Here is a 26,909-nt window from a genome sequence, read left to right on the forward strand (position 1 = left end):
CGCGCTCCTCACAGCGTCCTCAGGGTTTCCTCGAAGTCCGGGCGGCTGACCCGCGTGCGGCAGCGCAGAAGTCGCCAGCTCGCATATTTCCGGAACTCCAGGCTGCGCCGGGGCGAGACACGGTCCATCGCGAGCGCCCGCAGACCCCAGTACAGATCATCGGCGGCAGCGTAGGCGCGGCAGCGGCTGAACACGTCCGCCCGGCAGGTCCCCTCAGCGATTTCGATGCCAAGTCGCATCTCGCTCTCGAACGGACAGGCCTCGTTGAGGAAGGCGCCGAGCTGATGATGCGGGTCGGTATCGCAGGCCATGTCGAAGTCGACGAGGCGCAGCGCGCCGTCCGGCGCGAACAGCAGGTTGGAGGCGTGCGGGTCGGCGTGAGCCGGACGGCACCCGGTCCCGGCGGCGGCGAGCGCCGCCTCGATGGCGTCGCCCCAGTCGAAGAGGAACCACGCATCCGGCGGCAGGTCCGCCGGCAGGGTCTCGCCCTCGGCGCCGAGGGCCGCGCGCAGGGTCCGGATGCCGTCGAAGACGCTCCACCGGCGGCCGAACGGTGCGCCGGCGCCGATGCGGTCGAAGGCCCCGATCACCGCCGTCATGGCATCGGGCTGGCGCAGGCGGTCGAGGGAGGCCGGGCGCCATTCGGGGCCGAGGCGGCGGAACAGGATCGCCCCCTGTGCCTGCGCCAGATGCAGCGGCTCGGGGCCGAGCCCCAGCGCGGCGATCCGCGTCGCGGCCTCGAACGCGGCGGCGGGGTCGATGAGAGCGGCCGCGGCCGGCTCGGTGATCTTGAGGAAGTAGTCCGGGTCCGCATCCGGCGCCGTCGCCACCAGGAAGGTGGCCGACTCGACGCCGTGGTACGACGGCGACGCCGCGCCCGGGCACGCCACGCCGTAGCGGACCGGCCGGTTCGCCAGGAGAGGGATCGCCGCGAGGGCTTCCTCGGCCAGCCGCTCGTGAGCGCCGTCGGGCGCGCCCGGCGCCTTCACCGGACCTCTCCCCCGGTGCCGAGGGCCGCGAGACCCTCCGTGGCCAGCAGCATCAGCATGTCGGCCAGGACCTGGGTGCCGAAGGCCTGATCCTCCGGGGCGGCGAACTCGGTCGGATGGTGCATCACCCCGTCCCGGCAGGGCACCGCCAGCACGATCGCCGGGCAGACCGCCGCCAGGCTGATCGCGTCATGGCCGCCGATCGTGTCGAGGGGCCGGGGCGGCGCGTCATTGCGGGCGCCGGCCCGCTCCGCGAGCCGGACGAGGCCGGGATGCATGGCGCCCGCGGGCCGCAGATCGATGGCGCGGACTTCCGATTCGACGCCGGCCCGCGCCGCCGCCGCGGCGATGAACGTCCTGAGCCGTGCTTCTGCCTCCTCCAGGATCGCCGGCGCGCCGGAGCGCAGCTCGATGAACAGCACCGCCTCGCTCGGGACGGTGTTGGGCGAGTTCGGGAAGACCTCCAGCCGCCCGACCGAGGTGTGCAGGTCGAGCCCGTAATCGGCCACCATGTCCTTCAGGTCGGCGATCAGGTAGGCGGCCGCCAGCAGGGCATCGCGGCGCTCGGCCATCGGGGTCGGGCCGGTATGGGCCTGCCGGCCGAGGAAGGCGAGGCGGTACTTGGTGGCCCCCCAGTAGCGGGTGAAGGCGCCGAACCGCTTCCCCTCGCGCTCCAGCACGGGGCCGCCCTCGATGTGGAGCTCGATGAAGGCGTCCGGCACCGGGACCGTGTCGGTTCCCGCATAGCCGATCGCCGCCAGGGCCTCGTCGACCGCGATCCCGGCGCCGTCGCGCCGCTCCAGGGCCCAGGCCAGCTCGGCCTGGCCGGCGAACACGCTGCTGCCGAGGAGGCTCGGCTGGAAGCGGGCGCCCTCCTCGTTGGTCCAGTTGGCGACGACGAAGTTGCAGGCCGACCTCAGCCCGCGCTCCGCGAGGGACGCACGCACGGCACGGATCGCCTCGCAGGCCGCGACGACGCCGAGGGCACCGTCGAAGCGGCCGCCATTGGGCTGGCTGTCGAGGTGGGAGCCGACCATGATCGTCGGCGCGTTGCCCCCGGCGAGGTCGACGCGGCCGAACTGGTTGCCGATCCGGTCGACCTGCGGCGTGAACCCGTTCTCCCGGAACCAGGCGCCAAGCCAGTCGCGGGCGGCGCCGTCCTGGGCCGAGAGCGCGAGGCGCGTCATCGACCCGTCGCCGCCGCCACCGAAGCGCGATACGGCGTCCATCATCCCGTGGAGGCGTGCGGCATCGATCCGCACGGAGGACGGCGACGGTGTCTCAGGCATGGAGCACATCCACGTTCAAGTGTCGGAAGGCGTCGGCGAAGTCGCTCGCCAGCGGCGCGTTGGTGACGAGCGTGTCGACGTCGCCGAGACCGAGGGTCCGGATCGTGCCGAGCCGCCCGAATTTCGAGCTGTCGGCCAGGATCACCGAGCGCCGGGTCTGCTCGACGGCGGCGCGGCGCAGGACCGCCTCCTCCTGGCCGAGATCCATGAAGCCGTGCTCGCGATGCACGGTCACGATGCCCATGACGGCGAGGTCGTAGACGTGCTCGCGCACGGCCGCGACGGTGCGGTGGCCGAACAGCCCGCGGTAATGCGGCTTCATCTCGCCGCCGAGCACGGTCACTTGCGATTGCGGATCGTCGGCGAACAGGGTGGCGATGCCGATGGAATTGGTATGGATGGTGATCCGCCGGCCGACCAACTGCCGGGCGAAGGCCAGGGTCGTGGTGCCGGTATCGATGAAGACGGTCATGCCGTCCTCCACCAGCGCCAGGGCGGCTGTCGCGATGCGCGCCTTCTCGCGCATGCCGACGCGCGCCCGCTCGTCGAAGGGCTGATCGTCCTTCTTCTGGTCGATGACGGCGCCGCCGTAGACCCGGCGGGCATGCCCGCGCATCTCAAGGTCCCGCAGGTCGCGCCGGACCGTCTCGGTGCTGATTCCGAGGCGGCTCGCCAACTCGTTGACCGATACGCGACCGTCGCGCTGCAACTCCGTCAGGATCAGTTGCAGGCGCGGCTCGGTTATACTCATCGGCGTCCGTCTCCCCAGGGTTGTAATCCCTCGTGACGGGACGCAACCTAGGAACGGGTTGGCATGGTCCTCGACGGGCCGCAATTCATCGGACTGCGTCATCTGTTAACCTGCAGCGTCGACGTGGACCGGCCGCGCGCCGGAAGCCGTGACGCGGTGGCAGGCGGCGAGCGCGCCCGCGCCGCGCGTCACGAGGTGCGGCCCCTCGGCCGCGCAGGGCGCGAAGGCGCGGGGACAGCGCGAGCGGAAGGCGCAGCCGGCCGGAAGGTCGATCGGGCTCGGCGGCTCGCCGTCGAGGAGGCACTCCTCGGGGCGGTAGCGGCGCTCCTCCAGGGTCGGCATCGCCGACAGCAGGGCCTTCGTGTAGGGGTGGCCCGGATCGAAGAACAGGCGCTCGTTGTCGGCGAGTTCCACGACCTCCCCCAGGTACATGACGGCGATGCGGTTGCAGGCTTTGCGCACCATCGCGAGGTCGTGGCTGATGAAGATGTAGGTGAGGCCGTGTGCCCGCTGGAGCTTCTCGAACAGGGCGAGCAGCCGGAACTGCTCGGTCTGGTCGAGCGACGAGAGCGTCTCGTCCATCAGAAGTATCTCGGGCTCGAGCACCATCGCGCGGGCGACGTTGATGCGCTGGCGCTGGCCCGCGGACAGGCCCACGGGCAGCGCGTCGTAGAGCGCGGGGCTGAGGCCGACATCGTTCATGACCGCGCGGACGCGCTCGCGGATACGGCCGGCATCCCGCCATCCGTGGGTGCGCAGGGGCGCCTCGAGCATCGCGCCGATGCCGGTGCGGGGTGGCAGCGAGTTGAACGGGTCCTGCAGCACGAGCTGGAGCTTGCGGCGGAACCCGAGGAGTGCCGGTCCCGCGAGCGGCGCGATGTCCTGCCCGTCGCACAGGATCCGGCCGCCGCTGGGGCGCTCCAGGCGGCTGAGCAGGCGCATCAACGTCGACTTGCCGCAGCCGCTCTCACCGACCACCGCGAAGCTGTCGCCCTTGTGGATGTCGAAGGTCACGTTGCGCACGGCGCGGAGCGCGCTCGTCTCCGCGAAGGTCCCCCGCTCCCGCACCCGGTAGGTCTGCGACACGTCCTCCAGGCGGATGACCGGGCTCGATTCGGACCGGTCGCACGCAGGCTCGCCGGTGCGTGGCAACGCGGGCGAGCGGGTCCAGATGGTCGGGATCTGGGCGACCAGATCGCGGGTGTAGGCGTGCCGCGGCCGGGCGATCAGGGCCTCGGTCGGCTGCTCCTCGACGAGGCGGCCGGAATCGATGACGAGCGTGCGCGACGCGGCTTCCCGGGCAACCGGGAGCGACGAGGAGACGAACAGGATCGCCGTCTGGAAGCGCTCCGTGAGCTCGCGCATCAGGCGGATGACCTGAGCGGCCACGGTCACGTCGAGGGGCTGGGTGACGTTGTCGGCGACGAGGAGCGCCGGATCCGAGATCATCGCGTCCACCAGCAGCGCGCGCTGCATCATGCCGCCGGAGAACTGCGACGGGTAATCGTGGAAGCGCCGGGCGGCAGAGGGTATCCGGACCGCGTCGAGCAGCGCGACGACCCGGCGGCGCGCCTCCGCCGCCGCGACGGCGGGATTCACGGCCCGCATCTTCTCGGCGATCTGGTGGCCGACGGGCAGCGTGGGGTCGAGCGCGCCCATCGGGTTGGCGCCGACATAGGCGATCTCCCGGCGCAGGGGCCGCATCGCGCGCGGGGCGAGATTGAGGATATCCTGCCCGCGGAAGCGCACCGTTCCGCGCGCGGTGAGCGGCGGCTCGAGGCCGTTGACCAGGGCCTTCGCCAGGACCGTCTTCCCCGCGCCGGTGGCGCCGACCACGCCGACGATCTCCCGCGGCGCGACGTCGAACGCGATGGCGTCGAGGATCCGCCGCCCGCCGATGGGCCCGGCGAGGTCGACGCTCAGATCGCGGACGGACAGGACCGGCGGCGTGTCCATCAGGCGCCTCCGTGGATCGCGTTGCGCGCGCGCTCGCACGCCGCGCCGATCAGGTTGAGGCCGATGAGCGTCAGGCCGAGGAACACGCCCGGCATGGTGGCGATCCACCACGCGTTCAGCAGATACTTCCGGCCGTCCGCGATGATGTTCCCGAAGGTCGGCGTCGGCGGCTGCACGCCCAGACCGAGGAAGCCCAGCGTCGATTCGAAGATCATCATCCGGGCGATGTCGAGCACCGACGTGAACAGGATCGGCGGCACGAGGAGCGGCGTCAGCAGCGTCAGCACGATCCGGGCATGACTCGCGCCGGAGACCTGCGCGGCCCGGACGTACTCGCGACCGCGCTCGGCCATCGCGACGGAGCGCATCACGCGGGCGTAGACGGGCCAGTTCGACAGCCCGAGCACGAGGATGATGGCGGGGATCGTCGGCCGGGACACGCCGAGCACGGCGATCGCCAGGATGATCATGGGGATCGAGAGCTGCGCGTCGGTGATGCGCATGAGCACCGCGTCGGTCCGGCCGCCGAAATAGCCCGCGACCATCCCGAGCGCACAGCCGATGACGAGGGTCAGCGCGGTCGAGGCGACGCCGATCAGGAAGGAGTAGCGCAGGCCGATCAGGCAGCGGACGAGCATGTCGCGGCCGATCTGGTCCGTGCCGAGCGGGTGCGCCCAGCTCCAGTGCGGACCGGCGAAGAGCGGCGGCAGCAGGCGGGCGCGGACATCCATCTTGCCGGGATCGAGGCCGCTGAGCTCGGGATAGAGGACGGTGGCCACGACCAGGACACCGAGCAGACCGAGGCCGATGCGGAACCCGGTCGCCCGGGCCGCCCGTCCGAGGATGCGGCGCCCGATCGAGCGGGAGCGTCCCGTATCGACCGGGACGGACCCGAGGGTGAGGCTCGACTCGACGCCCATCAGTAGGCGAGCCTCGGATCGATGATCGTGGCGGCCAGATCGACGAGGATGTTGATCACGACGAAGATCGCGCTGGTGACGATGGCGATGCCCTGGATCAGCGGGAAGTCGCGCTGGAGCACGGCGTTGATGGTAAGCAGGCCGAGTCCGGGATAGTCGAGGATGTATTCGACGATGATCACGCCGCCGAGCAGGCTGGAGAACTGGACGCCGAGGAGATTGAGCAGCGGTACGGCGGCGTTGCGCAGGACATGCGCCCCGACGATCCGCGTCTCCGTGAGACCGCGGATGCGGCCGACCGCGACATAGGCCTCGCCCATCTGGGCGGCCACGGCGCCCGAGAGGGTGCGGATCAGCACCGGCGACAGTTCCACCGCCAGCACGATGGCCGGGAGGATCGTGTAGGAGAAGCCCCCGTAGCCGACCGCCGGGAGCCAGCCGAGCTTCACCGAGAACAGCAGCGCGAGCACGATCGCGAGCCAGAAGTTCGGCAGCGAGATGAAGATCGACGAGACCGCGAACGCGAACCTGTCCGCGAGGCCGCCCGGTCTCAGCCCCGCGGCGATGCCGACGAGCGACGAGAAGGCCAGGGCGAAGGCCAGAGCCAGGGCAGCGAGTTGCAGCGTCATCGGGAGGGCCTCGCCGATGAGGGCGGCAACGGGAGCGCGCTCGGCCCGGGTCGCGTCGTCGAAATTCGCGCCGCCCGTGGCCGCGCCGTTGGCGGGCCGCACGAAGCTGTGGCCGAGGTCGCCGCGCACCACCTGCCCGGCGTAGCGGCCGAACTGGACCAGGATCGGATCGCGCAGGCCCATCCGGTTGGCGATCTGCTCCACGAGGGAATCCGGCGCCATCCCGCCGACCATCAGGCGCACCGGGTCGCCCGGAACGACGCGCAGGAGCGTGAAGATCAGGAGCGAAACCAGGGTGATGATGATCGCCCCCTGCGCGAGGCGCCGGGCGAGGAAGCTGAGCACGAACATCGGGCGATGGGGCTACGGGTGACGCGCCGCCGGAGGCGGCGGGGATGGGATGCAGATCAGGCCGTGCGCGCGGCGTCGATCGAGCCGTCGGGATAGATGAAGAGGCCCTTCAGGTCGGCCTGCATCGCGTGGATCATCGCCGAGGTGAAAAGCGAGAGGGCCGGCGCCTTGGCGGCCAGGAGCGGCATAGTCTCGGTCTGCAGGATCGTCTTGCGTGCCTCCAGGGTCGGCGCGTTCCGCTCCTTGTCGAGGCTCGCGTCGACCTCCGGATCCTCCAGACCCGTGATGCGGTGCGACGACGCGTGGAAATGCGTGCGCAGCACCAAGTCGGGCTCGGGCGATCCGGTCGACCAGCCGCAATCGATCATGTGGCCCGGCCCGCCGCCGGGGCGATGATAGAGGCGCTCGTTCCAGGCCGCGGGTTCCAGCACGGTGAGGGTGACCGGAAAGCCCTGTTCGTTCAGCATCGCGGTGATGATCTCACCGTATTCCTTGGTCTTCGGGTAGAAACCGACCGAGGTGATGTATTCCAGCGGCGGCAAGCCCTTCCCTTTCGGGAAGCCGGCCTCCGCCAGCAGCGCCTGCGCCTTGTCGGGGTCGTAGGCGGGATAATTCCTCAGGTCGACATAGCCGAACTTCACCGGCGAGACGAAGTTCGACGAGGCGTGGCCCGCGGAGCCGAGGACATCGAGGATCACGCTCCGGTCGATCGCGTGGCAGGCTGCGAGGCGCAGGCGGACGTCGTTGAACGGCGGCTTGGAGCAACGGAACCACAGATACTTGTTCTCGACCGAGACGATCCGGCTGACGGCGATCTTCGGGTTGCCCTTGACGGTCTCGACCTGCTCGGGCTCCAGGCGCTCGACGATGGAGGCCTGCCCGTTCATCAGGGAGAGCATCCGGGTGGTCGAATCCGCCGTGAAGGTGAAGTCGATGCCGGGAATCGCCGGCTTCCCCTTGAAGTAGCCCTCGTGGGCCTTGAGCACCGTGGTGTTGCCGCGCTGCTCGACGAAGCGGAACGGGCCTGTGCCGTTGAGGCGCTTGGCGAGGACGCCGCCGGGGCCCTCGGCCACGTCCTTCGCCGACATGATCGGCAGGAACGAGGCCAGGAAGACGAAGAGGTGCGCCGGGTAGCCGCCCTTCGTCGTGTCGACGATCACCGTACGGTCGTCGGGCGTCGTGATCGTGAGCGTGTCGGTCGGTCCGGGATACCATTGCGCCGGTCGATCGGGCTGCGCGCCGTACTCGAAGGTCGCCTTCACGTCCTCGGCCTTGAAGGGCTTCCCGTCGTGGAATGTGACCCCGTCGCGCAGGGTGATCTGCAGGCGGTGCGGGTCGAGAAGCTTGATGTCGGTCGCCAGTTCGTAGACCACCTTGCCCGGATCATCGAGCGTCATCGGTGTGCGGGTGAGGAATCCCATCACGAAACCCTCGATGTTCTTCTGCGAGAGCGTCGTGTGGGCCGTCGGGTCCCAGTTCCCGGTGATGTTCTCCGCCGACAGGAAGACCAGAGGCCGCGCGCTCTGGGCGAAGGCCGAGGCGATCAGGAAGTCGGGGTTGATCTGCGCGCACGCGGCGATCGTACCGAACCGCTGAAGGAACCGCCTGCGATCCATCCCGTCGCCCTCCACCTTCGAACCGACGACACACATCGGTCAAAAACCACACAGCAAGCCACGTGCCAGTGTCGTGCATTGCCGGAGTACGGCGGACCCGCGATCGTCGCCGCGCGTAGACGCGACGGTGCGTGACGTGTGAGCACCGTGCTCACAGAGTAAACACGCTGCCGATTATCGGTCCGTTGGCGCCGAAGATGCCCATGCGGTGAGCAAAATCGCCCTCGACTTCATGTATCGAGCCGATCCGAGACGCGAACTCGCGAATATACAACGCAAAGTAGACGGTCTTCCGGCGTCTTTAGCAAAAGTAGCGGGATTAAATCGCAGTTCCACCATGACGGGTCGATGCCGCCCTCCCACGCTCAACTGTGGCCGAAAAATCTCGACTCGGTCAGACTACACAAAAACCATGCACGCCCCATTGACGATGCAGAATCTCTCATGACACGTTGAGGCAGCGATGAGCTCGGACCCGCAAGAGTAGCGGTGTCCTTCGGCGAGACCGGATTCGGCTGACGACCGAACCGTGATCGGCCCGTCATCGAGAAGGCGCGCAGAACGCCGAACCAGTCACACCACCGGCACCGAATGGGTCCCGACGGCTCCCGGCCGCTCGGCCTGCCGCCCCGCGGCCGGTCCGCGCCCGGGCATGCGCCGGCCGGACCCCCGAACGGAGATCACGATGATCGGGGACATTTCGCGCTTCGCCTCACCATCCGGGACCGGCGCGGTCCTGGGCCTGCTCGTGCTCGGATCGAGCCTGACCGCACTTCCGGCGGCGGCTCAGACCGCGACGCCGGTGGAGACATTGAGCGACCAGACGCAGGCGCGGACGAACCCGGATATCGCCGCAAAGGCGACATCGCCAATCCGCGTCGGTCCGCTCGCGCCTTGGGCGACCGAGATGGCGGCGGCCGGCTTCACCTTCGACATCAACATGTACGACTTCTACCAAGCCAACCCGTCCGCGGGTCTGCGCACGGGGCAGCAATCGAACTCCGCCTATTTCGTCCTGTCGATGACGGCGGACATGCAGAAGCTTGCCGGCATCGCGGGCGGCAGCATCAATTTCACCGAGACGCTCTTCAGCCTGGTGCGCAACCTCAACATGGCCGGCGACATCGGCGATACCACGATCGGGTATCAGCCGCCCTACAATCCGAACGACAACCGCCTGTCGCTCCTGACCTATCAGCAGAAGCTGTTGGACGACCGCCTCGTCATCGAGGTCGGCCGCACCCATCCGGGCCGCTATTACGCCCTGCCGCCCTGCAACTCGATCAACTCCTGCTTCCAGGACATCCTGTATTTCAATGCAGGCTGGACCTCGCCGCTCTACTCGGTCTGGGGGGCGAACTTCGCCTACAAGACATCGCCGACCACGTACATCCAGGCCGGCGCCTTCAGCGTGAATCCCGGAACCAACGTGCTCTCGGGCTACGATTGGGGCTATGAGCGCCTGTCGGGCGCCCTCGCCATGTTCGAGATCGGCCGCGTGACCGATTACACGCAGGAAGCCTATCCCGGACGCGCCTCGTTGACGGGTTTCTACAACTCGGCCGATCATGACGACAACTTCAAGACCGTCTTCGGCACGTCCAAAGGCCTCAATCCCGGCACGCCGGTCCTCCAGAAATCCGGGACGTCAGGGATTGTGCTGACCGGCACGCAGACCCTCTGGCGGGCCGATGGCGGACGCGAGGTCAATCCCCACCCGACCGCGATCTCGGTCTATACCGGGACCGGATATGCCTTCGATCCGACGATCCCGATCCGCTTCAACAGCTTCGTCGGATTGCTCCTGCAGGCGCCGGACCAGGGCCGTCCCCTCGACACCTACGGCATCAAGATCAACTGGCAGCGCCTCAACGAGAACTACACGCGCTTCCTCGCCGACGCGAATTTCATCTCGGGCGGGTCGGGCGCTCCCTTCTCCCGAGACAAGTTCGTATTCGAGCTCAATGCCCATTTCGCCATGCCGGGCGGCGTGATCCTTGAGCCGGTGGTCCAGTACCTCGTGAACGGCAATTCCTACTTCAATCCCTACACGGCGCGCCGCCCCAAGGACGGCTTCTACGGCGGCTTCACCCTGTCGGTCCCACTCGGCACGCTGCTCGGGTTGGCTCCAGGCTGAGGCTTGCCAATTCTGGCCGAGCGACGGGCTCGGCCAGCCCCTCTCCGGCGACGGCGTGACAGTCTTGTCTGCCGCGCCGCACCGAGTCCGGCCGCAAGCGAACATTGCAAAGGCGGCCGTCGCACAGCGCCAAGCGCAGGCGGAAGCGTCATCTGCGGCCGCTTCAGGGAAAGGACGATGGAGGGGCAGTTGGTCGAGGCAAGCAGCATCGAATCGAGGAATTAGCCCCGTCGCTGAGGCTGATGAGCCGGCGCGTTGGCAAGGATGTGCTGCTTGATCACGAATTCGTCAGATATTTCACAACGATCAGTCGAGACTTCTCATCCAAGAACATCTTCATACTTGGATGACTGCGAGGCCTCGCGCGCACCTCGGTTCAATCTGGGCACCCGACAAAGAACACCTGTTCTGCACGGGCTTCTTCAGCAACGTGTCTGCTCACCCGCTCCAGCAAAATCGTCTTCTGAAAACTTTCAACGGAAACAAGGCGCAAGCCGGAATCTGCCTTTGGCGGATGCGGCCATCCCATCGCAGCAAACACTCACATCGGTGCGTTTGCTCAGAAAGACGTCGTACTGCGAGAGCTCATAGGGTCCATCAAGGTCGGAAGATGAACCGTCGGGCCCGCTCGGACTGAGGATTGGTGAAGAAATCCGTTGGCGCCGCAATCTCTCGGATGCGGCCCCCGTCCATGAAGACGATTGTGTCGGCGATTTCGCGCGCGAAGCTCATCTCATGGGTTACGATCACCATGGTCAGCCCCTCCCGCGCAAGCTCGCGGATGACGCTCAGCACCTCTCCGACCATCTCGGGGTCGAGGGCGCTGGTGGGCTCATCGAAGAGGATGACCTTGGGCCTCATGGCGAGCGCGCGACTGATCGCGACGCGCTGCTTTTGACCGCCGGACAGCGTGTGCGGGTAGACGTCGGCCTTCTCGGTGAGGCCGACACGGGCCAGGATCGCGCGGCCCTCCTCCTCGGCCTCTCGCTTGGGACGGCCGAGGACGTGGACCGGCGCCTCGGTCACGTTGCCGAGCACGGTCAGATGCGGCCAGAGGGCGAAGTGCTGGAACACCATGGCGATGCTGGTTCGCGTGGACGCCAGCTCGCGCCGTGCCATCGGCCTCGTGGCCCTGCCATCCCCGCTCCGCCCGATGGGCTTGCCGTCGATGTGAACGGAGCCCGCGCTCGGCTCCTCAAGCCAGTTGAGACAGCGCAGAAAGGTCGACTTGCCCGAGCCGCTCGGCCCCAGGATGCAGGTCGTCGTGCCGGGCGCGAGGTCGAGGTCGATGTCACGCAGGACTTCGAACCCATCGAAATCCTTGCACAAACCCCGGACCGAGATCGCGGCGTCAGTCTCAGCCATAGCGTCCCTTCCTCACCCGCTCCATGCGGCGCACGCCCGCCTCGACCACGAACGACATGAGCAGGTAGAGACCGACCGCGGCGGCGAACGGCGCGAAGGGCGTGAAATGGTTCGCACTGACGAAATTCGCCGCGAAGGTCAGTTCCTGCACCGTGATGATCATGAGGAGCGCGCTGTCCCGGATGGTCGTGATCACTTGGTTCCCGATCACCGGGGCAGCGGTTATGGCGACCTGGGGCAGGATGATGCGCCGGTAGATCAGGCTGCGGGACAGGCCGAAGGCGTGCGCCGCCTCGATGTTGTCCGGAGCGACGGCGCGGAAGGCTGCCCGAAAGATCTCCGCGAGGTAGGCCGTCGTGTAGACCGTGAGCGACATCAGTCCGGCCCACCAGGGATCGAGTCTGAGGCCGAGCTCCGGCAGGCCGTAGTAGACGACGTAGGCGAGCAGCAGGAACGGCACGCACCGCAGGAGATCGACGGCCTCGGCGAACAGGCGGCGCAGCGGATCCGGCGCCTCCGTGAGCACGACGGCGCCGAGGATGCCGATCGGGATGCTGAGCAGGAGGCACCCCAGTACGAGCGACAGGGTGTTGGCCGCCCCCCAGAGGAAGACATCCCGGCTCTCCCAGACGACCAGAAGTCCGTTCACGGGCGCGCCAATCCGAAGCGCCGGGCGATCCTGCGCTCGACGACGCGCTGGCCGCGCACGAGCGTCGCGATCAGCGCGGTGTAGATGAGCGTCGCGACGAGGAAGGGAGGCAGCGGCTCGTAGGTCTCTGCGCCGATCCGGCCGGCTGCGCGGGTGATCTCGACCACCCCGATAACGGCCACGGCTGGGGTGCACTTCAGGAGGATCGTGACCTCGCTGACCAGGGGCCCGAGATTGGCCCGCCAGATTTGCGGGAAGACGATGCGGATGAAGGTGGCTCGCTCCGACATGCCGAAGGCGGCAGCCGCCTCACGTTGATCCCGGGGAAACGTCACGAGTGCCGAGCGCCAGATCTCGCTGCTGAACGCCGCCGTATTCAGCGTGAGCGCGACGATGGCGGCCGGAACCGGTTCGAGCTCCAATCCGGCCGCCGGCAGGACGAAGTAGACGAACAGGACGAGCGTTACGAACGGCGTCGCCCGGACGAGGCTGACGAAAGCGGCGAGAAGAGCCGGGACCCCGGGGATGCGGCCTTCACGCAGGAGCGCGAGGAGGAGGCCCAGGGGCAGGCTCAGAAGTATGCTGAGCGCTGCCAGCGCGGCAGTAACCACCGCGCCGTCGAGGATGGTGCGTATCGCTGGCCACGTCATGGCCGTCACTCTCCGCGTCCGGGTCTGTCGCCCCGCGCTCCCAGGCTACTTGGTCGGTGCGGACGGCATGTCCTTGAAGGCCCGGCCGAGCCACTTCTCCTGCAGAGCGTAGAGCTCTCCACTCGCGCGCACCTTCGCCATGAACTGGTCGAGGTAGGCCAGGAGGCCGTCGTTCCCCTTGGCTACGGCCCAGGCCGCATAGGTCGGCGCGCCGACCGCCTCGCCCATCCTGAAGCGCTTCGGCTGGTCCTTCGTCAGGCTGACGAGGTTGACGACGCCATTGATCACGTAATCGAGCCGGCCATTGGCGAGGTCCTGATATGCCTCCGGCAGCGAAGTGTACTGCACCACCTTGCCGAGCTTTCCACCTGTCTTCGCCAGCGTGGGTTCGAGATCGGCCAGGGCCGCGTAGGACGCGCCGCCGGATTGCACGCCGACCGTCTTGCCGGCCAAGTCGGGGACACCCTTGATCCGGGTCTCGTCCGCGCGGACGACGTAGTATTGCGTCGCTTCGGCGATCGGCATCGTGAAGCTCAGGCTCTGGATCCGATCGGGGGTGATGACGGCCGCCGTCAGGGCCACGTCGTATTTCCCGGTCGCGACCCCGGCCAGAAGCCCCGTCCAGGGTATGATCTGCTGGTCGATCTTGAACGGCGCCTCCTTGCGCAGCAGCGCGAGGAGGTCGTGGTCGAGGCCCATCGGCTTGCCGTTCTCGACGTACTCGAACGGCTTGTAGCTGTCCTCGGTCGCGACGACCATGGACCCCTTGGCCTTGATGTCGTCGAGGCTCGCCGCAGAGGATTGGGACGCCCCGACGCTCAAGCTCAGCGCCGCCGCGGCGGCGATGGCGAGGATCTTGTCCCGAACGGAAGCCATGGCTCAGTCCTTTTGCTCGCTCGACGAAAGGGATGGCGCGGCGCCCCGACGGGCGATCAGGTCGATCTCGACCAAGGCATCGTAGGCGAGCCCCGTCGTGCCTACGCAGGTTCGCGCCGGCAGGCGGTCGTGCGGGAAGAAGGATTTGTACGTCGCGTTGAACGCCGCGTAGTCGCGCTTGAACTCCGTCAGGAAGGCCCGCGCGACGACCACGTGCTCCAATCCCAGGCCGAGCCCGGCCAGGATCGTTGTGAGGTTGGCCATGACGTTGCGGGTCTGCGCCTCGATGCCGTCCGGCAGGAGGCCGGGGTTGGACGGCGTGTCTGGCATCTGCCCCGTGACGAAGACGAAGCCGTCGACCTCGACCGCGTGACTGAAGGGAGCGACCGGCTGCGGCCCGTCGGAGACCATGTGGAAGAGCATGGCCGACGGGTCTGATTCTGGCTTCGGCACCGCGATCTCCGTTCCGCAGGCTTGACCCGCGTGATGTCCCGTACCCAGGGTCGGGACCGTATTGTCATGATCAAGTTAGGCGACATTGTCGGACCTGGCGCGCGGATATGAGCGGCATCGCGCTTGAATTTCGGTCGTGGCTGCGGTCCGACCGAGACAATGTGTGGGACAATCGGTGCAGGTATGAGTCGACCCGGATGGATCGATGCCGTCGAGCGGACGGCCGGGGCTCGCTATTCGGCCATCGTCGGCGCGGTCGAGATCGCGCTGCGGGCCGGCGTCTTGCGACCGGGCGATCGGCTGCCGCCGCAACGCGACTTGGCCGCATGGCTGTCGCTCAACATCGGGACGGTCAGCCGGGCCTATGCCGAGATGCAGCGGCTGGGCCTTGTCAGAGGCGAGGTCGGCCGCGGCACCTTCCTCAACCCAGTGCAGGATCCGGACGGACCGCCATCCCTTCGGGAGCCGGTCCCACGCCAGACCTTCGTCGACCTGTCCCACAACTTCCCGGCGCATGCGATGCATCACCCTGCGCTGGCGCTGATCCGCCCCGAACTCGACGGCGCCGTCGATCTCGGGGGCCTGCTCGCGAGCCAAGTCGACGTCGGTCTTCTCAGGCATCGGACCATTGCAGCACGATGGCTCGGTCGCTTCGGGATTGAAGCCCGGGCCGACGAGGTGCTGGTCACCTGCGGCGGCCAGCACGGCCTGCTGCTCTCCCTGATGGCGCTGACGCATCCGGGCGATGCCGTCCTGGCCGAGGAGCTGAGCTTCTACGGCCTGAAATCCGCGGCCGGCATGCTGGGTCGCTCGCTGGTTGGGGTCCGCATGGATCGCGAAGGCATCGTGCCCGAATACCTCGACGTGGTCTGCCGCCGGACCCGAGCGAAAGTCCTCGTCTGCACGCCGACGCTGCACAACCCGACCACCGCCACGATGTCGGACGAACGGCGGCGGGAGGTGGCCGAAATCTGTGCGCGCCACGACGTCCTGATCGTCGAGGATGATGTCTACGGCTTCCTGCCCGACCCAATCCTGAGACCGCTGGCTGCATCAGCGCCGGACCGGGTCGTGCACATCTCAAGCTTGTCGAAGCTTGCGGGCCCGGGATTGCGTATCGGCTTCCTGCGGGTGCCCCGCCAGCTGGTCTCTGCTTTCGGTATCGCGCTGCGTGCGACCACGCTGATGGCATCGCCATTCAACGCGGAATGGGCGACGCGCCTTCTGGAGTCGCGGCGGATCGATCAAGTCGTCGCCGCGATGCGTGCGGAAACGCAAGCGCGGCAGGCACTCGTGGCTGGTCTCCTGCCTCGGCAAGCCATCCTCACCCAACCGAACGCGTACTATTTCTGTCTGAAGTTGGGGAACGGCTGGTCGGCGGGAGCCTATACGCAGGCCGCGGAGGAAGCCGGGGTCGGGGTTACGCCGATCAGCCTGTTCGAGGTGTCGTCGTTGCACCAAAGCGATACCGTCCGGGTCTGTGTCAACGCAGCGCCCGATCGCGAAACGCTTCGAGAGGCACTGGAGAAATTGGCGGGCCTGCTTGAGGCGGGTGCACCGCCTACGGTTCGATTCAGGGGCGCGGTATGAGACGGGGCTCCACCGCTTTGGTCCCCTGACGACGAGTCACGGGGCGTCGACATCACGCCGGAGCGATCGCGCGCCCTTCGAATTCCTGCGAATCTCCGCCAACCAGCACGCCGCCGACGCGGTGCTCCGGCCCGCCCTGACCTGTGATCTGTCTGGCTCGACGTCCGCTTCGGGGGCGTTGTCCATCGGTTTTGACCGTCCGGGTTGGGCGCATTGCTCCCGGGCTGGTTTCGAAGCCCCTCGCCATTGAAGCCGAGGGGCCGGAACACGCAAATCTCAGGTCTTTCGGCTGGGTGTGGACCGAACCAAGGCGTTGCAGAGTTTGTCGTTTTGTGATTCCGGGCGGCCGTTTTGCGGCCTGGAGGTGGCGATGGCGGACCTGTTCTGGCTCGTCCGATGAGCAGTGGGCGGTGATCGAACCGTTCATGCCCAAGGATCATCCCGAACCCGAGCGGAAGGACGACCGGCAGATCATTTTCGGCATCCTGCACGTGCTGACATCGGGCTCTCGCTGGCGCGATTGCCCGGTCGCCTACGGCCCGCGTACCACGGTCTACGCCCGCTTCAACCGCCGATCGCGGCGCGGCTTCTGGAAATCCACGCTCGCCGCGCTGGCCAAGGCCGAATGGTCAGGCGATGCAGCCGCCCTCGACAGCAGCCTCCAACCGCCTCAAAGACTTGCGCCGCATTGCCACCCGCTACGACAAACTCGCCCGCAACTACGCCTCGGCCCTCGCTCTGGCCGCCGTCATCGCCTTCCGGTGCTGATCAAGTCCACACCCTAGAGCGTCACTTGCCTCCGCCGCTCCCGGTCGAACCGACGCGTGAGGGCTGTGCTTCATTGCCGGCGGCGGCCGAGTCCGTTGCGATGCCATCTTCCGCTCGGCCGGACGGCGAGTAGGTGAACGCATCCTCATCGCCGGTGGAGCCCGGCTGACGCGTGATCACGCCTGGCGCGCCAGGCGGGACGACGACGGTTGTGCTGGTCGGCGTCTCGATCACCGCCTGTGCGACGGCAGGGGTCGCGAGGATTGCAGCGAAGACTGCACATAAAACGATCTTTTTCACAGAATGCACCGTAGAGAAACGTGGGGCATTATCCCCTGGGTGGTGTCAAACACGGATTGGCCACTATCGATCCGGCCTGATCGGTCGCACCTTGAACGCAGTGTGCCAATGCACACAGCATGACCGTACATTGAACACAATATCGCGATCGATGTTGCCGATTCATTTCTGCATGAAATTCGTCAGATCCGCGCGCTAAATCTTTTATATATTCATGCCTCTCCCAAAGAGTATTTGGACCTTGCCCAGGCCCTTTCGGAGAGCATCGGGCGGCGATGGATGTCGGCGCTGCCGCATTGCCGCATTGTCGCATCGTCGGACACAAAAAACCCGGCACAAAGGCCGGGTGAGTAAGGTCCCTTTGCACGGGGACATCAAGACCGGGAAGCTTTGGAGATAACCGGTCTCGATCTGGAATTAGAAATCGCGTTGGACGCGGAAACGAACCTGAGAGATCGAGTCTTTCGTCGCGGTGGCAACAGCGAAGGTTCCGTTGTTGATGCCGGAGATGTTGGAGTAGGCCGTCGGGCTCTTGTCCAAATCGATAGCGCGGCCGCTCTTCAGTCCGATTTGCGTGTAGAACGCCTCGACGCCGATATCGAGGTCTTTGACCGGCGACCAGATGATGCTGCCACCAGCGACGAACTGGTAGGTGTCGCGCAGCGCTTGGCTCAGCTGGTAGAACCGAGTGCCTGGCACACCGACGGCGTTGGAGCCGAAGGCATTCGTACCGTTGGGGTTTTCTAGGCTGAAGATGGCACCTTGCGCAAGGCGGGCCCCATTCGAGAAGCTCTGCTCGCCATACGAGCCGAAGAAGGCCGAGCGCCATTCCGGCGTCCAGTAGTGCAGATACGAGATCGTGGTCGTGAAACTCGTTGACGTCTCAAGCTGACCAGTGAATGGATTGAGTGTAGCGTCGGCAAAATACTGATTGAATTTCTGGCCCTGAATGGTCTGCGTGCTCTGCGTGTAGCAGCCGGTATAGGCGCAGTACCCGGTGTACATCTGCGCGCCATTTCCATAGGCCCCCTGCAAGTAGAGGGAGTCGCCCGGCGCGATGAATGGCGTGTTGATCTTCAAGCCGCCCTGTACGGCCCATCCGTACACACTGTTGGTGTGTGGGATGCTCACGTTTGAGCCCGTGCCCGTACCGGCGCCGTTGGCGACGTCGCCGACGTTCAACTCGTGCGCCGCAGCTGAGAGCTGGGCCGTGCCCCAGGCTTGATCGACGCGCAGGACGCCGACAAAGTCGGGCATCCGCTCGCGCTGGATCACATCGACCTGACTATAGCGGGTTGGAATACCGTTAGTATAGCCGATGAACACCGGAGCTGGCGAATTGCTTTGTGCGAAGTTCGCAACGCTGGCGTTGACCGTGACACCAGCTGGGTTGTTCGTCGGCGAGAAGATCGGGGTTCGACGGAACACAGGGTCTTCTATGGACAGGGTCGCCGACAAACCATTGCCGAAGGTCGCCGTGTAGGCCAGCAGATTTGTAGAGAACACGTCGGATCCGAGAGTGGCGCCGGCGAACTCGAAATCGTGGGCGTAGAAATCGAAGAATGAGGAGGCGCGACCAGCGGTGAGCCCTGCGAACTGAATGAATGCCTTGTCGACATTCACATACTGCTGATCGCGGCCGAACTGATCGATGCCGAGACCGGGAAAGGCTTGACCGATGCGCTGCTGGGTCCCTGAAGTGCCGACACCAGAGTAGCCCGTCCGGGCGCCGGCATCGAGGCGCACGAAGGCTCGCAGGGTCCCATAAGCAGTTTGCGTGCGGGCATCGAGATTGATGCGCAGGCGCCCCTGGTATCCCGAGGTGTCACCACTGTTGGTGCCGCTTTGGCGGGTGTAGCTGGGCTGGTAGCCACCTTCGAACCGCGCACGGCCTCCGATACGGAGGCAAGTGTCAGTCCCAGGAATGTAAAAGAAGCCGGCGCCATAGGCGCCACAGACGCGGACGTACTCGACGGGGACAGCCTTATTGACCGGCAGGTCTGCGGCATGGGCCGCCCCCGCCGCTATGAATGCTGCAGCAGACGCAAGCAGCGCGCTTTTCAAGACACTCATCGATATCCTCAAAGCTTCGAGACCCGTGGTGCGGCAGCGCCCGTTTTCCGGATCTCGCCGCGAAGTGCATCGCCGCCTGCATCTGAAGGCAGGCTTGTACGGGGCGTTGGACTGCGATGCCCCGATGCAGGATCAGGATGCGCGGGTCGGCACGGTTGAGCAATGAGGCTCAATCCAGCTCAAGAACAGCGCGAATAATATGTGGCTATTTGGCAACAAAATACCCCTGTTTATCAGAAACAATCGAGCAATTTGGATGCAAATCGCGTTTCTCTTTGTTTCCTTATCTCTGCACTGCCCCAAAAATGATTCCAAAAATGACCATCGGTGGCAATTTAACTCGCAGGCAGGATCAAATAGACGTGACTTTATGCCATGAACTGCCATTTTTGTTTCGGTTCTGGCGATAAATTTCAATCGCTACACATTCTCGTTAGGCAAGGGATCGCAGGCTCTCCGTGACCGGGGAACACATCGTCGCTGAGCCCGTCGCCCAGCATCAGCCAGGCCACGCGTCGCCGGCCTGCCGCCACGCCCTGTTCGTGCAGCTCGTGCGTCACACGGGGCTGCCATAGGTCTCGTGCGAGAGCGCGAAGGTGGAGCGAACAGGGGTGAGCAGCACGAGATCCTCGCGCTGCCGCCTCACAGCCGGGCGGCTCTTCCAGGCGAAGAAGCCGTTCGGGCAAGCGTTTAAGGCGACGCCGACACCAGGCCGCTCGGGCCTGATCTCACAGAATCGGCCCGGCGCCCGCATGGGTGAGATCGGCAGCCGGGACAGAGACCCGGGACAGGTCTAGCGCCGGTGTCGGACCCGCCGGGAAGGTGCTTTCCCAGCCGCCTCCCAGCGCCTTCGACAGAGCCACAAAGTCAGTCGACATCGCCGCCGTCGCCTGGACGAGGTTGGTCTCGGCCTGCAGCACGGTCTGAGAGGCCTGGAGGACGGTGGTGAAGATCTCGACGCCCTGCGTGTACCGCGCCCGGGACAGCGCCAACGCCTGCCGCGCATCGGCCACCTGCCGCGCCAGCCGCGCCCGGCGGCCCTCGTCGCCCCTGAGCGCAGCCAGCGCGTTGACGACGTCGTGCCAGCCCTGGAGCACCGCCTTCTGGTAGGCGATCGCCGCCTCCTGCTGGCGGGCCCGCTGGAGGACGAGGTTCGACTTGAGCCGCCCGCCCTCGAAGAGCGGGATGGAGATCGACGGCCCCACATTCATGTATTGCAGGGACGAGCCCCGGAAGATCTTGCCCGGATCGACCGCGTTGACGACCGGGCTCGCCGACAGCGTCACGGAGGGGAAGAACTGCGCCTCGGCGACGCCGATCTCGGCGACCGCCGCGTGCAGGTTGGCCTCGGCCCGCCGGATGTCGGGGCGGCGCAGCACGAGGCTCGACGGTACCCCCACGGGGATTCGCGGCGGCACCGGCGGGATCGCGCGGCCGGTCACCAGCTCCTGCGACAGGGAGAGCGGCGGCTCGCCGAGCAGCAGCGCGATGGCATTGATCTGCTGGATCTCCTGCTGCTGGAGCTGCGGCAGCTGCGCCTTGATCGCTTCGACCTGCTGGGCGGCATTCGCCGTGTCGAGGCCCGTGACGAGACCCCGCTGCTGGCGGATCCGCACCACGTCAAGGATCTGCTCGTTGACCTTGATGTTGGCGAGGTCGATCCGGATCTGTTCCTGCGTCCCGCGTAGCTGCACGTAGTCGCGTGCGAGTTCCGCCTGGCTCGAGACCAGCGCGTCGCGCCGCTGCTCGGCGGCCGCGTCCGCCTGCGCCTGGGCGGATTCCACCGACCGGCGGACCTTGCCCCACAGGTCGAGTTCCCAGGAGGCGTCGAAGCCCAGCGTATAGCTCTCGAAGCCGTTGGTCAGCGGCGCCGTCAGGTCGCTGCTGGAGGCGCTGGAGCCGCTGCCACCCGTGACGCCGCCGAGGGAGTTGGACAGGAGGCCGATCGTGCCGTTCTTGCTGAATTGCTGCCGGTAGACACTGCCCTGGCCGTTGAGGGTTGGCAGGCCGGCGGCGGCCGCGGTGCCGAGCTGGGCCCGGCTCTGGAACAGGCGCGCTGTGGCGGTCTGCACGTCGAGGTTCTGCGCCGCGACGCGGTCCTCGAGCTGCGCCAGGATCGGATCGCGGAAGGCGAGCCACCACGTCACCGCCGGCTCCACCGCGCTGGTGTGGGCGAGAAGCGGCAGCGGGGTCCGGGCCGGCTGGCCGGTGTCGAGGTAGTCGCTCGATTCCGCGAGCGGCGCCGCGGGGGGCAGGAAGTTCGGTCCGACTGTGCAGGCCGTCAGCCCGGATAGGGCGAGGGCCGCGCCGCCGCGCAGCCACGGGCGGGGCCGGGAGGAGATGCGGGAGGAGATGCGGGAGGTCATGTCAGTGTCCTCCCCCGCCGCCCTGCGCGGTCTTGGCCGAGATCAGGAAGCAGAGCGGCACGACCATCAGGGCGATGACGGCCGTGTACTGGAAGATGTTGCTGTAGGCCAAGACCTGCGCCTGCTTCATGTAGGTCTGGTAGGTGTGGGCGACCGCCTGCTGATGCACGACGGAGGCTGCGCGGCCGAGTGAGCGGAGGGTGTGCTCACTCTCCTGGATCAGCGTGTTGTAGCCGGAGCGCAGCGGCGTCATGAACCCCGACAGGTGCGCTTGGTCGGCCTGCGTGCGCTCGGTGATGGCTGCGGTCGAGAGCGAGATCCCCAGCGACCCGAACACGTTCCGGAACATCGAGAACAGGGCCGCGCCGTCGCTGCGGTATTTCTGCGGCAGGGTCAGGTAGGCGATGGTCGAGATCGGCACGAACAGGAAGCCGAGCGCCGCGGTTTGGAGGGAGCGCATCAGCACCAGGGTCCTGAAGTCGATGTCGGGGGCGAGCCGGCTGGAATAGAACAGGGCCGCGCCCATGAAGGCGAAGCCGAACATGACGATGAAGCGTGTCTGGACGACCTTCATGAGCTGCCCGACGATGGGGATCAGGATGATCACCACGATCCCGCCTGGCGACAGGATCAGGCCGGATTTCAGCGCGGTGTAGCCCAGCACGTTCTGGGCGAATTGCGGGATCACCACGGCGCTGGCGTAGAGGGCGAAGCCCATGGCGCCGATGAGCACGCAGCCCATGGCGAAGTTCTTGTCCTTGAACACGTCGAGGTCGATGATCGGCTTCTTCGCCGTCAGCAGCCAGCAGATCGCCCCGAACACGCCGAGGAAGCCGATCGTCGCCATGATCCGTATGAACGGCGAGCCGAGCCAGCCGTCGTCCTCGCCGCGGTCGAACACGATTTGCAGGCAGCCGATGCCGATCACGATGAGGGACAGGCCGATATAGTCGATGCCGCGCTTGGTCTTGCGCTTCTCCTGCTCGGAGGGCGGGTCCTGCACCAGGATGCTGTTGGCGATCACCGCCAGGATCCCGACGGGGACGTTGACGAAGAAGATCCAGCGCCAGTCCAGGTGCTCGATCAGGTAGCCGCCGAGCGTCGGCCCGAGCACGGGCGCCACCACGGTCGCCACGGCGGTCACCCCGAAGGCCGCCCCGCGCTTGGCGGGCGGGAACGTGTCGAGAATGATTGCCTGCTGGCTCGGCTGCAGGCCGCCGCCGAAGAAGCCCTGCATCAAGCGGAACACGATGATCTGGCCCAGGCTCTGCGAGATGCCGCACAGGAAGGACGACACCGTGAACATCGCGATGCAGATCAGGAAGTAGCGCTTGCGCCCGATCGTGTCGGAGAGCCAGCCGGCGATGGTCAGGACGATGCCGTTGGCGACGAGATAGGCGGTGAGCGTGTAGGTCGCCTCGTCGCTCGAGGCGGCGAGCGACCCCGCGATGTAGGGCAGCGCCACGTTGACGATCGTGGTGTCGAGGATCTCCATGAAGGCGGCGAGCGTCACCGTGATGGCGATCAGCCAGGGGTTGTAGGCGGGTTTCCAGCCTTGGTTCGGATCGCCGCTCATTTCAGCAGCACCGTCGGCTCGACGCTGACGCCGAGGGGCAGGGGCTCGTCCTTCTTCAGCCCGGAGTCGATCACGATCTTCACCGGCACGCGCTGGACGATCTTGATGAAGTTGCCGGTGGCGTTCTCGGCCGGGAAGGCTGAGAACTTCGAGCCCGAGCCGCGCTGGACCGAGTCCACATGGCCATGCAAGTCGAGGTCGGGATAGGCGTCCACCGTGATGGTGACCTGCTGGCCGGGCCGCATGCCGTCCAGCTCGGTCTCCTTGAAGTTGGCCGTGATCCAGACGTCGGTGGTGACGAGCGACATCACCTGCTGGCCCGCCGTCAGGTAGTCGCCGGCATTGACGTTGCGCCGGGTGACCCAGCCGTCCTGGGGCGCGCGCACGACAGTCCACTCGACGTTGAGGACGGCTTGGTCCAGCTGGCCCTTGGCCTGCTCGGCCTGCCCCTGGAGCTGGTCGACCTGCTGCTCGGACTGGCCGATATTCTGCTGGACCGGCATCGCCTGGATGACCCGGGCCTCGGCCTGCTCGACCTGCGCCTTCGCCTGCTGGTAGTTCGCGGCGGTCGTATCCACATCCTGCTGGGTGGTGGCCAGCTTCGGCAGGCTCTTCTGCCGGTCGTAATTCGCCTGCTGCAGGGCGAGGTTGGCCTTGGCCGAGGCGAGGTTCGCCTGCGCCAGCGCCAGCGCGGCCGGGAAGTTCTTCTTGGCGATCTCGACGCCGAGTTTCTGATTGGCGATCTGCGCTTTGCTCGCGTCGAGCTGACCCTGGGCCTGCTCCTGTCGGTAGACGTATTGCCGGGCATCGATGCGGAACAGCGGGTCGCCCTTGTGGACGAACTGGTTGTCGGTGACATCGAGGGAGATCACCTGCCCGGCGACCTGGGGCGCAATGCTGACGATGTTGCCGTCGGTATAGGCATCGTCGGTCGAGGCCTTGCCGCGGGTCGACAACCAGAAATAGAGGCCGCCAGCCACCATCAGAAGGACCACGACCGCGCCGATGCCGATCACGAGCGGTCGGCGCTTGCTGCGCCGTTCAGCATCCTGATCCCGGCCGCCCTGTTCCGCATTGCCGGTCCGCCCATCGCGGCCCGATCCGTCCTGCCCGTCCGATCCTTTGCCGCGGGGGTGCTCTTCGTTCTGCTGACGCCCGCGGCGATCGTCATCCGCCGATCGATCCGCGTCCCGACGCCCGCGATCTCCTACGGATTCGCCTCCGTCATCGTCCTGATCGTCATCGGGATAATTGTCCTGCGCTTCGTCCCGGGCGCGGTCGGAGCTGCGGCGGCGGCTGGTCTCGAACGCCACGGACCTTGCACCGTCCCACCGTTCCTCGCGGTCGGATGCGCGTGCCGCGCGGCGCCCGCGATCATCGGCTTCGGAGCCGAGATCGATATAGTCGCGGCGGTCGCGCGGGCGGCCACCGGAGCGCGATCGACGGTCAGTATCATCGTCGGCCATGAATCGGATTCGCAACCCTATCGACCGCGCAGCCGAAGGAACACTCGATCACGCGGCCCACTTGCCTTAGACGCGGTCAACATAACCGAACCCGGCGGTTCGGATGTGCGAGGGTGGACGGAGCGATGTCAAGCGCCGCAGAGGTCGATCAGAAGGCCGCGCGTGGGCCAATCCCGCGCGGGGCGCGGCGCCGCGCGGAGATTGCCCAGGCTGCCGAGAAGGTATTCCTCGAGCACGGTTTCGCTGAGACGACGATGCAGATGGTCGCTCTCGCGGCTGGGTCGTCCAAAGAAACGCTCTATCGGCATTTCGGCAGCAAGGAAGATCTGTTCATCGAAGTGGTGGACAACCGGAACAACGAAGTCCGACAAGTTCTCGACTCAACTCTGGAGAGCGATGGGCCCATTCCAATCGTCTTGCAATCGGTCGGCATCGCACTTTTGGAATGCATGTGCAGCCCCATGGTGGTCGCGCTGGCTCGCATGATCGTGAACGAGACTCACAGGCATCCGGCGCTCGGGGAGGCCTTCTACGCGATGGCGCCGGGCCGTACCCTGCAGAAGCTCACGGGCTACTTGGCCGAGGCCCGGACCCGCGGAGAATTCACCGGCGACGATCCGGCGCGGGCGGCGGAGATCTTCACCGGCAGCATCATGGGCAAATTCGTTCCGCTGATGCTGTTCACCCCGCACACCTTCGCCATCGACCCCGATCAGATCAAGGACCATGTCGCCGAGGCGGTCTCTGTGTTCGCGAAAACTTATGTCGCAAAGGATCTTTAGCGGATAGATTGTTTTTTGACCCAAAAAATCCAATCTTATTTGAAATCAACAAACTATAAAACATTTCACCTAACAGTATATTCAATTATTTGTCCAGATCGACTAGAGATTTTTCGGAATGCGCTGAATCGGACGGTTGGGGTTCACACCGGGCATTTGGGCTGATTCATTGCGCGCTCCCTGTGAGGAGCACGGCATGGGCCGACCCGACAGCCAGGATCTGCGTGAGCGGGTGGTTGACGCGGCAGGCGCGACCTCGCGCCGGCAAGCGGCCAAGCACTTCGGGGCGGGTGCTGCGACCGCGATCCGCTTTATGACGGCACTGGCCACGACCCGGACGGTGGCGGCCCGTCCGCAAGGTCGGGCACGCCGCTGCAAGCTCGATCCGCACGAGGCGTTCTTGCGGGCCCTGATCGCCGAGCGGGATGACGTCACCCTGGAGGAGATGCAGGTCCGCTTGAAGGATGAGCACGACCGAACGGTTGGGTTGCGCACGCTGTGCAGTTTCCTGACGCGCGCGGCCTGACGTACACAAAAAGACAGCCCACGCCACGGAGCACGACCGTCCGGACGTGAAGGCCGCCCGCGAGGCGTGGTTCGAGGGCCAGCCCGATCTCGACTTCGCCCGCCTCGTGTTCCTCGACGAGACTTGGCCCTCGACCGACATGGCCCGCACCTGCGGCCCCCCCGCGGCAAACGGCTTCGCTCGAGCGTGCCGCACGGTCACTGGAAGACCACGACCTTCGTGGCGGGCCTGCGCCTGTCGGGCCTCGCGGCGCCGTTCGTGCTGGACGGTCCGATCATCCGCGACGCCTTCCAGACTTCCGTCGAGCGCGTGCTCGTGCCCGAACTCGCTCCCGACGACACCGTCGTGACGGACAACCTCGGCAGCCACACAGGGCCGGCCGGCGCGCGGCTGCTCTTCCTCCCGCCCGGCTCGCCCGACTTCAACCCGATCGAGATGGCCTTCTCAAAGCTCAAGGCGCTGCTGCGCAAGGCCGCCGCGCGCACTGTCGAGGGATTGTGGGCAGCCATCGGTCGGCTCATCGATACGATCACGCCCGATGAGTGTGCCACCTTCTGCGCCGCCGCAGGATATGAGCCAGATCAAATCGAAAATGCTCTAGCGAAATCCATCGCCCGCCGGAACACACGCATTGGATGCGAAAGGGCATCCTCCTGCCCCATGTCTCAGCAGTAGATGCGGCTCAGCCTGTACAGGAGCGCGGCGGGTTCCAGGCCTGCCACGATCGGATCGCGAGGCATCGAATTGCCAGGGCGAACAGTCCTTATTTATCGATGACGCACGCGCATCAGCGACAAATTATGATGAGATCGTAGCCGGAAACGCCCCCAA

At 66.4% G+C, this 26,909-nt stretch carries 20 protein-coding genes and 4 pseudogenes; 6 read left to right on the forward strand and 18 right to left on the reverse strand.

Translation table 11 applies throughout. From position 1 onward, the window contains the following. Positions 1–8 precede the first annotated feature (8 nt). The 7 genes from ABIC70_RS02685 to ABIC70_RS02715 form a co-directional block, all read right to left on the reverse strand. Positions 9–989: a phosphotransferase gene (locus ABIC70_RS02685; protein ID WP_043387989.1), complete on the reverse strand. Its 981-nt coding sequence runs from the start codon at positions 987–989 to the stop codon at positions 9–11. After that, the gene (locus ABIC70_RS02690; protein WP_354438809.1) at positions 986–2,278 is read right to left on the reverse strand and encodes a Zn-dependent hydrolase; all 1,293 of its coding nucleotides are present in this window, start codon (positions 2,276–2,278) and stop codon (positions 986–988) included. The genes ABIC70_RS02685 and ABIC70_RS02690 overlap by 4 nt, the downstream gene beginning before the upstream one ends. Further along, positions 2,271–3,029, reverse strand: a complete 759-nt coding sequence (locus tag ABIC70_RS02695) for a DeoR/GlpR family DNA-binding transcription regulator (RefSeq protein ID WP_043347193.1) — start codon at positions 3,027–3,029, stop codon at positions 2,271–2,273. Before ABIC70_RS02695 ends, ABIC70_RS02690 begins: the two co-directional genes overlap by 8 nt. Before the next feature lie 105 nt (positions 3,030–3,134). Next, positions 3,135–4,985 (reverse strand): ABC transporter ATP-binding protein, encoded by a 1,851-nt coding sequence (locus ABIC70_RS02700; RefSeq protein ID WP_354438811.1) that lies wholly within the window; start codon positions 4,983–4,985, stop codon positions 3,135–3,137. Beyond that, on the reverse strand, positions 4,985–5,905 hold the full coding sequence (locus tag ABIC70_RS02705; RefSeq protein WP_354438812.1) for an ABC transporter permease: 921 nt from the start codon (positions 5,903–5,905) through the stop codon (positions 4,985–4,987). The genes ABIC70_RS02700 and ABIC70_RS02705 overlap by 1 nt, the downstream gene beginning before the upstream one ends. After that, positions 5,905–6,885 (reverse strand): ABC transporter permease, encoded by a 981-nt coding sequence (locus ABIC70_RS02710; RefSeq protein WP_043347197.1) that lies wholly within the window; start codon positions 6,883–6,885, stop codon positions 5,905–5,907. Before ABIC70_RS02710 ends, ABIC70_RS02705 begins: the two co-directional genes overlap by 1 nt. Positions 6,886–6,941: 56 nt before the next feature. Next, on the reverse strand, positions 6,942–8,501 hold the full coding sequence (locus ABIC70_RS02715) for an ABC transporter substrate-binding protein (protein WP_354438814.1): 1,560 nt from the start codon (positions 8,499–8,501) through the stop codon (positions 6,942–6,944). Between the two features lie 685 nt (positions 8,502–9,186). On the opposite strand from ABIC70_RS02715, the gene ABIC70_RS02720 reads away from it, so the two are divergent. After that, positions 9,187–10,638, forward strand: coding sequence for a carbohydrate porin (locus tag ABIC70_RS02720; protein WP_354438816.1), 1,452 nt, complete (start codon positions 9,187–9,189; stop codon positions 10,636–10,638). 597 nt (positions 10,639–11,235) lie between these two features. Here the strand turns inward: ABIC70_RS02720 and ABIC70_RS02725 are convergent. Genes ABIC70_RS02725 through ABIC70_RS02745 form a run of 5 tightly spaced genes read right to left on the reverse strand, consistent with a single transcriptional unit; the run spans position 11,236 to position 14,601 of the window. Then, on the reverse strand, positions 11,236–12,003 hold the full coding sequence (locus ABIC70_RS02725; protein ID WP_354438817.1) for an amino acid ABC transporter ATP-binding protein: 768 nt from the start codon (positions 12,001–12,003) through the stop codon (positions 11,236–11,238). Further along, positions 11,996–12,652, reverse strand: a complete 657-nt coding sequence (locus ABIC70_RS02730; protein WP_075381171.1) for an amino acid ABC transporter permease — start codon at positions 12,650–12,652, stop codon at positions 11,996–11,998. Before ABIC70_RS02730 ends, ABIC70_RS02725 begins: the two co-directional genes overlap by 8 nt. Continuing rightward, a complete protein-coding gene (locus ABIC70_RS02735) occupies positions 12,649–13,302 on the reverse strand; it encodes an amino acid ABC transporter permease (protein WP_354438818.1) in 654 nt (217 codons plus the stop codon). The genes ABIC70_RS02730 and ABIC70_RS02735 overlap by 4 nt, the downstream gene beginning before the upstream one ends. 45 nt (positions 13,303–13,347) lie before the next feature. Beyond that, positions 13,348–14,178: a transporter substrate-binding domain-containing protein gene (locus tag ABIC70_RS02740; protein ID WP_043346418.1), complete on the reverse strand. Its 831-nt coding sequence runs from the start codon at positions 14,176–14,178 to the stop codon at positions 13,348–13,350. 3 nt (positions 14,179–14,181) lie between these two features. After that, entirely contained in the window at positions 14,182–14,601 is a 420-nt protein-coding gene (locus ABIC70_RS02745) for a RidA family protein (protein ID WP_051044636.1), read from the reverse strand. Positions 14,602–14,814: 213 nt separating this feature from the next. Between ABIC70_RS02745 and ABIC70_RS02750 the strand changes: the two genes are divergently transcribed. The 3 genes and pseudogenes from ABIC70_RS02750 to ABIC70_RS28385 all read left to right on the forward strand — a co-directional run. Beyond that, positions 14,815–16,221 (forward strand): aminotransferase-like domain-containing protein, encoded by a 1,407-nt coding sequence (locus ABIC70_RS02750; protein WP_354438819.1) that lies wholly within the window; start codon positions 14,815–14,817, stop codon positions 16,219–16,221. A gap of 370 nt (positions 16,222–16,591) precedes the next feature. Beyond that, positions 16,592–16,904 (forward strand): annotated as a pseudogene (locus ABIC70_RS02755) (transposase); the annotation flags it as partial. Further along, positions 16,888–16,989, forward strand: a pseudogene (locus ABIC70_RS28385) (IS5/IS1182 family transposase); the annotation flags it as partial. The pseudogenes ABIC70_RS02755 and ABIC70_RS28385, both read left to right, overlap by 17 nt. 21 nt (positions 16,990–17,010) lie before the next feature. Here the strand turns inward: ABIC70_RS28385 and ABIC70_RS02760 are convergent. The 6 genes and pseudogenes from ABIC70_RS02760 to ABIC70_RS02785 all read right to left on the reverse strand — a co-directional run bounded on the left by ABIC70_RS02760 (position 17,011) and on the right by ABIC70_RS02785 (position 24,320). After that, entirely contained in the window at positions 17,011–17,289 is a 279-nt protein-coding gene (locus ABIC70_RS02760; protein WP_075381168.1) for a hypothetical protein, read from the reverse strand. 417 nt (positions 17,290–17,706) lie between these two features. Next, complete coding sequence (locus ABIC70_RS02765; RefSeq protein ID WP_279901079.1) at positions 17,707–19,362, reverse strand: porin; 1,656 nt, start codon at positions 19,360–19,362, stop codon at positions 17,707–17,709. Positions 19,363–19,844: 482 nt separating this feature from the next. Next, positions 19,845–20,044: pseudogene (locus tag ABIC70_RS02770) on the reverse strand (IS3 family transposase); the annotation flags it as partial. A 46-nt stretch (positions 20,045–20,090) separates the two neighbouring features. Then, positions 20,091–21,728 carry an efflux transporter outer membrane subunit gene (locus ABIC70_RS02775; protein WP_354438820.1) on the reverse strand — a complete coding sequence of 546 codons (1,638 nt, stop codon included), beginning with the start codon at positions 21,726–21,728 and terminating at the stop codon, positions 20,091–20,093. 1 nt (position 21,729) lies between these two features. Further along, complete coding sequence (locus ABIC70_RS02780; RefSeq protein WP_043388087.1) at positions 21,730–23,304, reverse strand: DHA2 family efflux MFS transporter permease subunit; 1,575 nt, start codon at positions 23,302–23,304, stop codon at positions 21,730–21,732. Continuing rightward, the gene (locus ABIC70_RS02785) at positions 23,301–24,320 is read right to left on the reverse strand and encodes an HlyD family secretion protein (protein WP_236961860.1); all 1,020 of its coding nucleotides are present in this window, start codon (positions 24,318–24,320) and stop codon (positions 23,301–23,303) included. The genes ABIC70_RS02780 and ABIC70_RS02785 overlap by 4 nt, the downstream gene beginning before the upstream one ends. A 575-nt stretch (positions 24,321–24,895) precedes the next feature. Here ABIC70_RS02785 and ABIC70_RS02790 point away from each other — a divergent pair. After that, positions 24,896–25,552, forward strand: coding sequence for a TetR/AcrR family transcriptional regulator (locus ABIC70_RS02790; RefSeq protein ID WP_354438822.1), 657 nt, complete (start codon positions 24,896–24,898; stop codon positions 25,550–25,552). Positions 25,553–25,748: 196 nt separating this feature from the next. Next, positions 25,749–26,660 (forward strand): annotated as a pseudogene (locus tag ABIC70_RS02795) (IS630 family transposase); the annotation flags it as partial. Positions 26,661–26,909: the final 249 nt, after the last annotated feature.

The organism is Methylobacterium sp. 1973 (assembly GCF_040545035.1).
GTDB lineage: Bacteria > Pseudomonadota > Alphaproteobacteria > Rhizobiales > Beijerinckiaceae > Methylobacterium > Methylobacterium fujisawaense.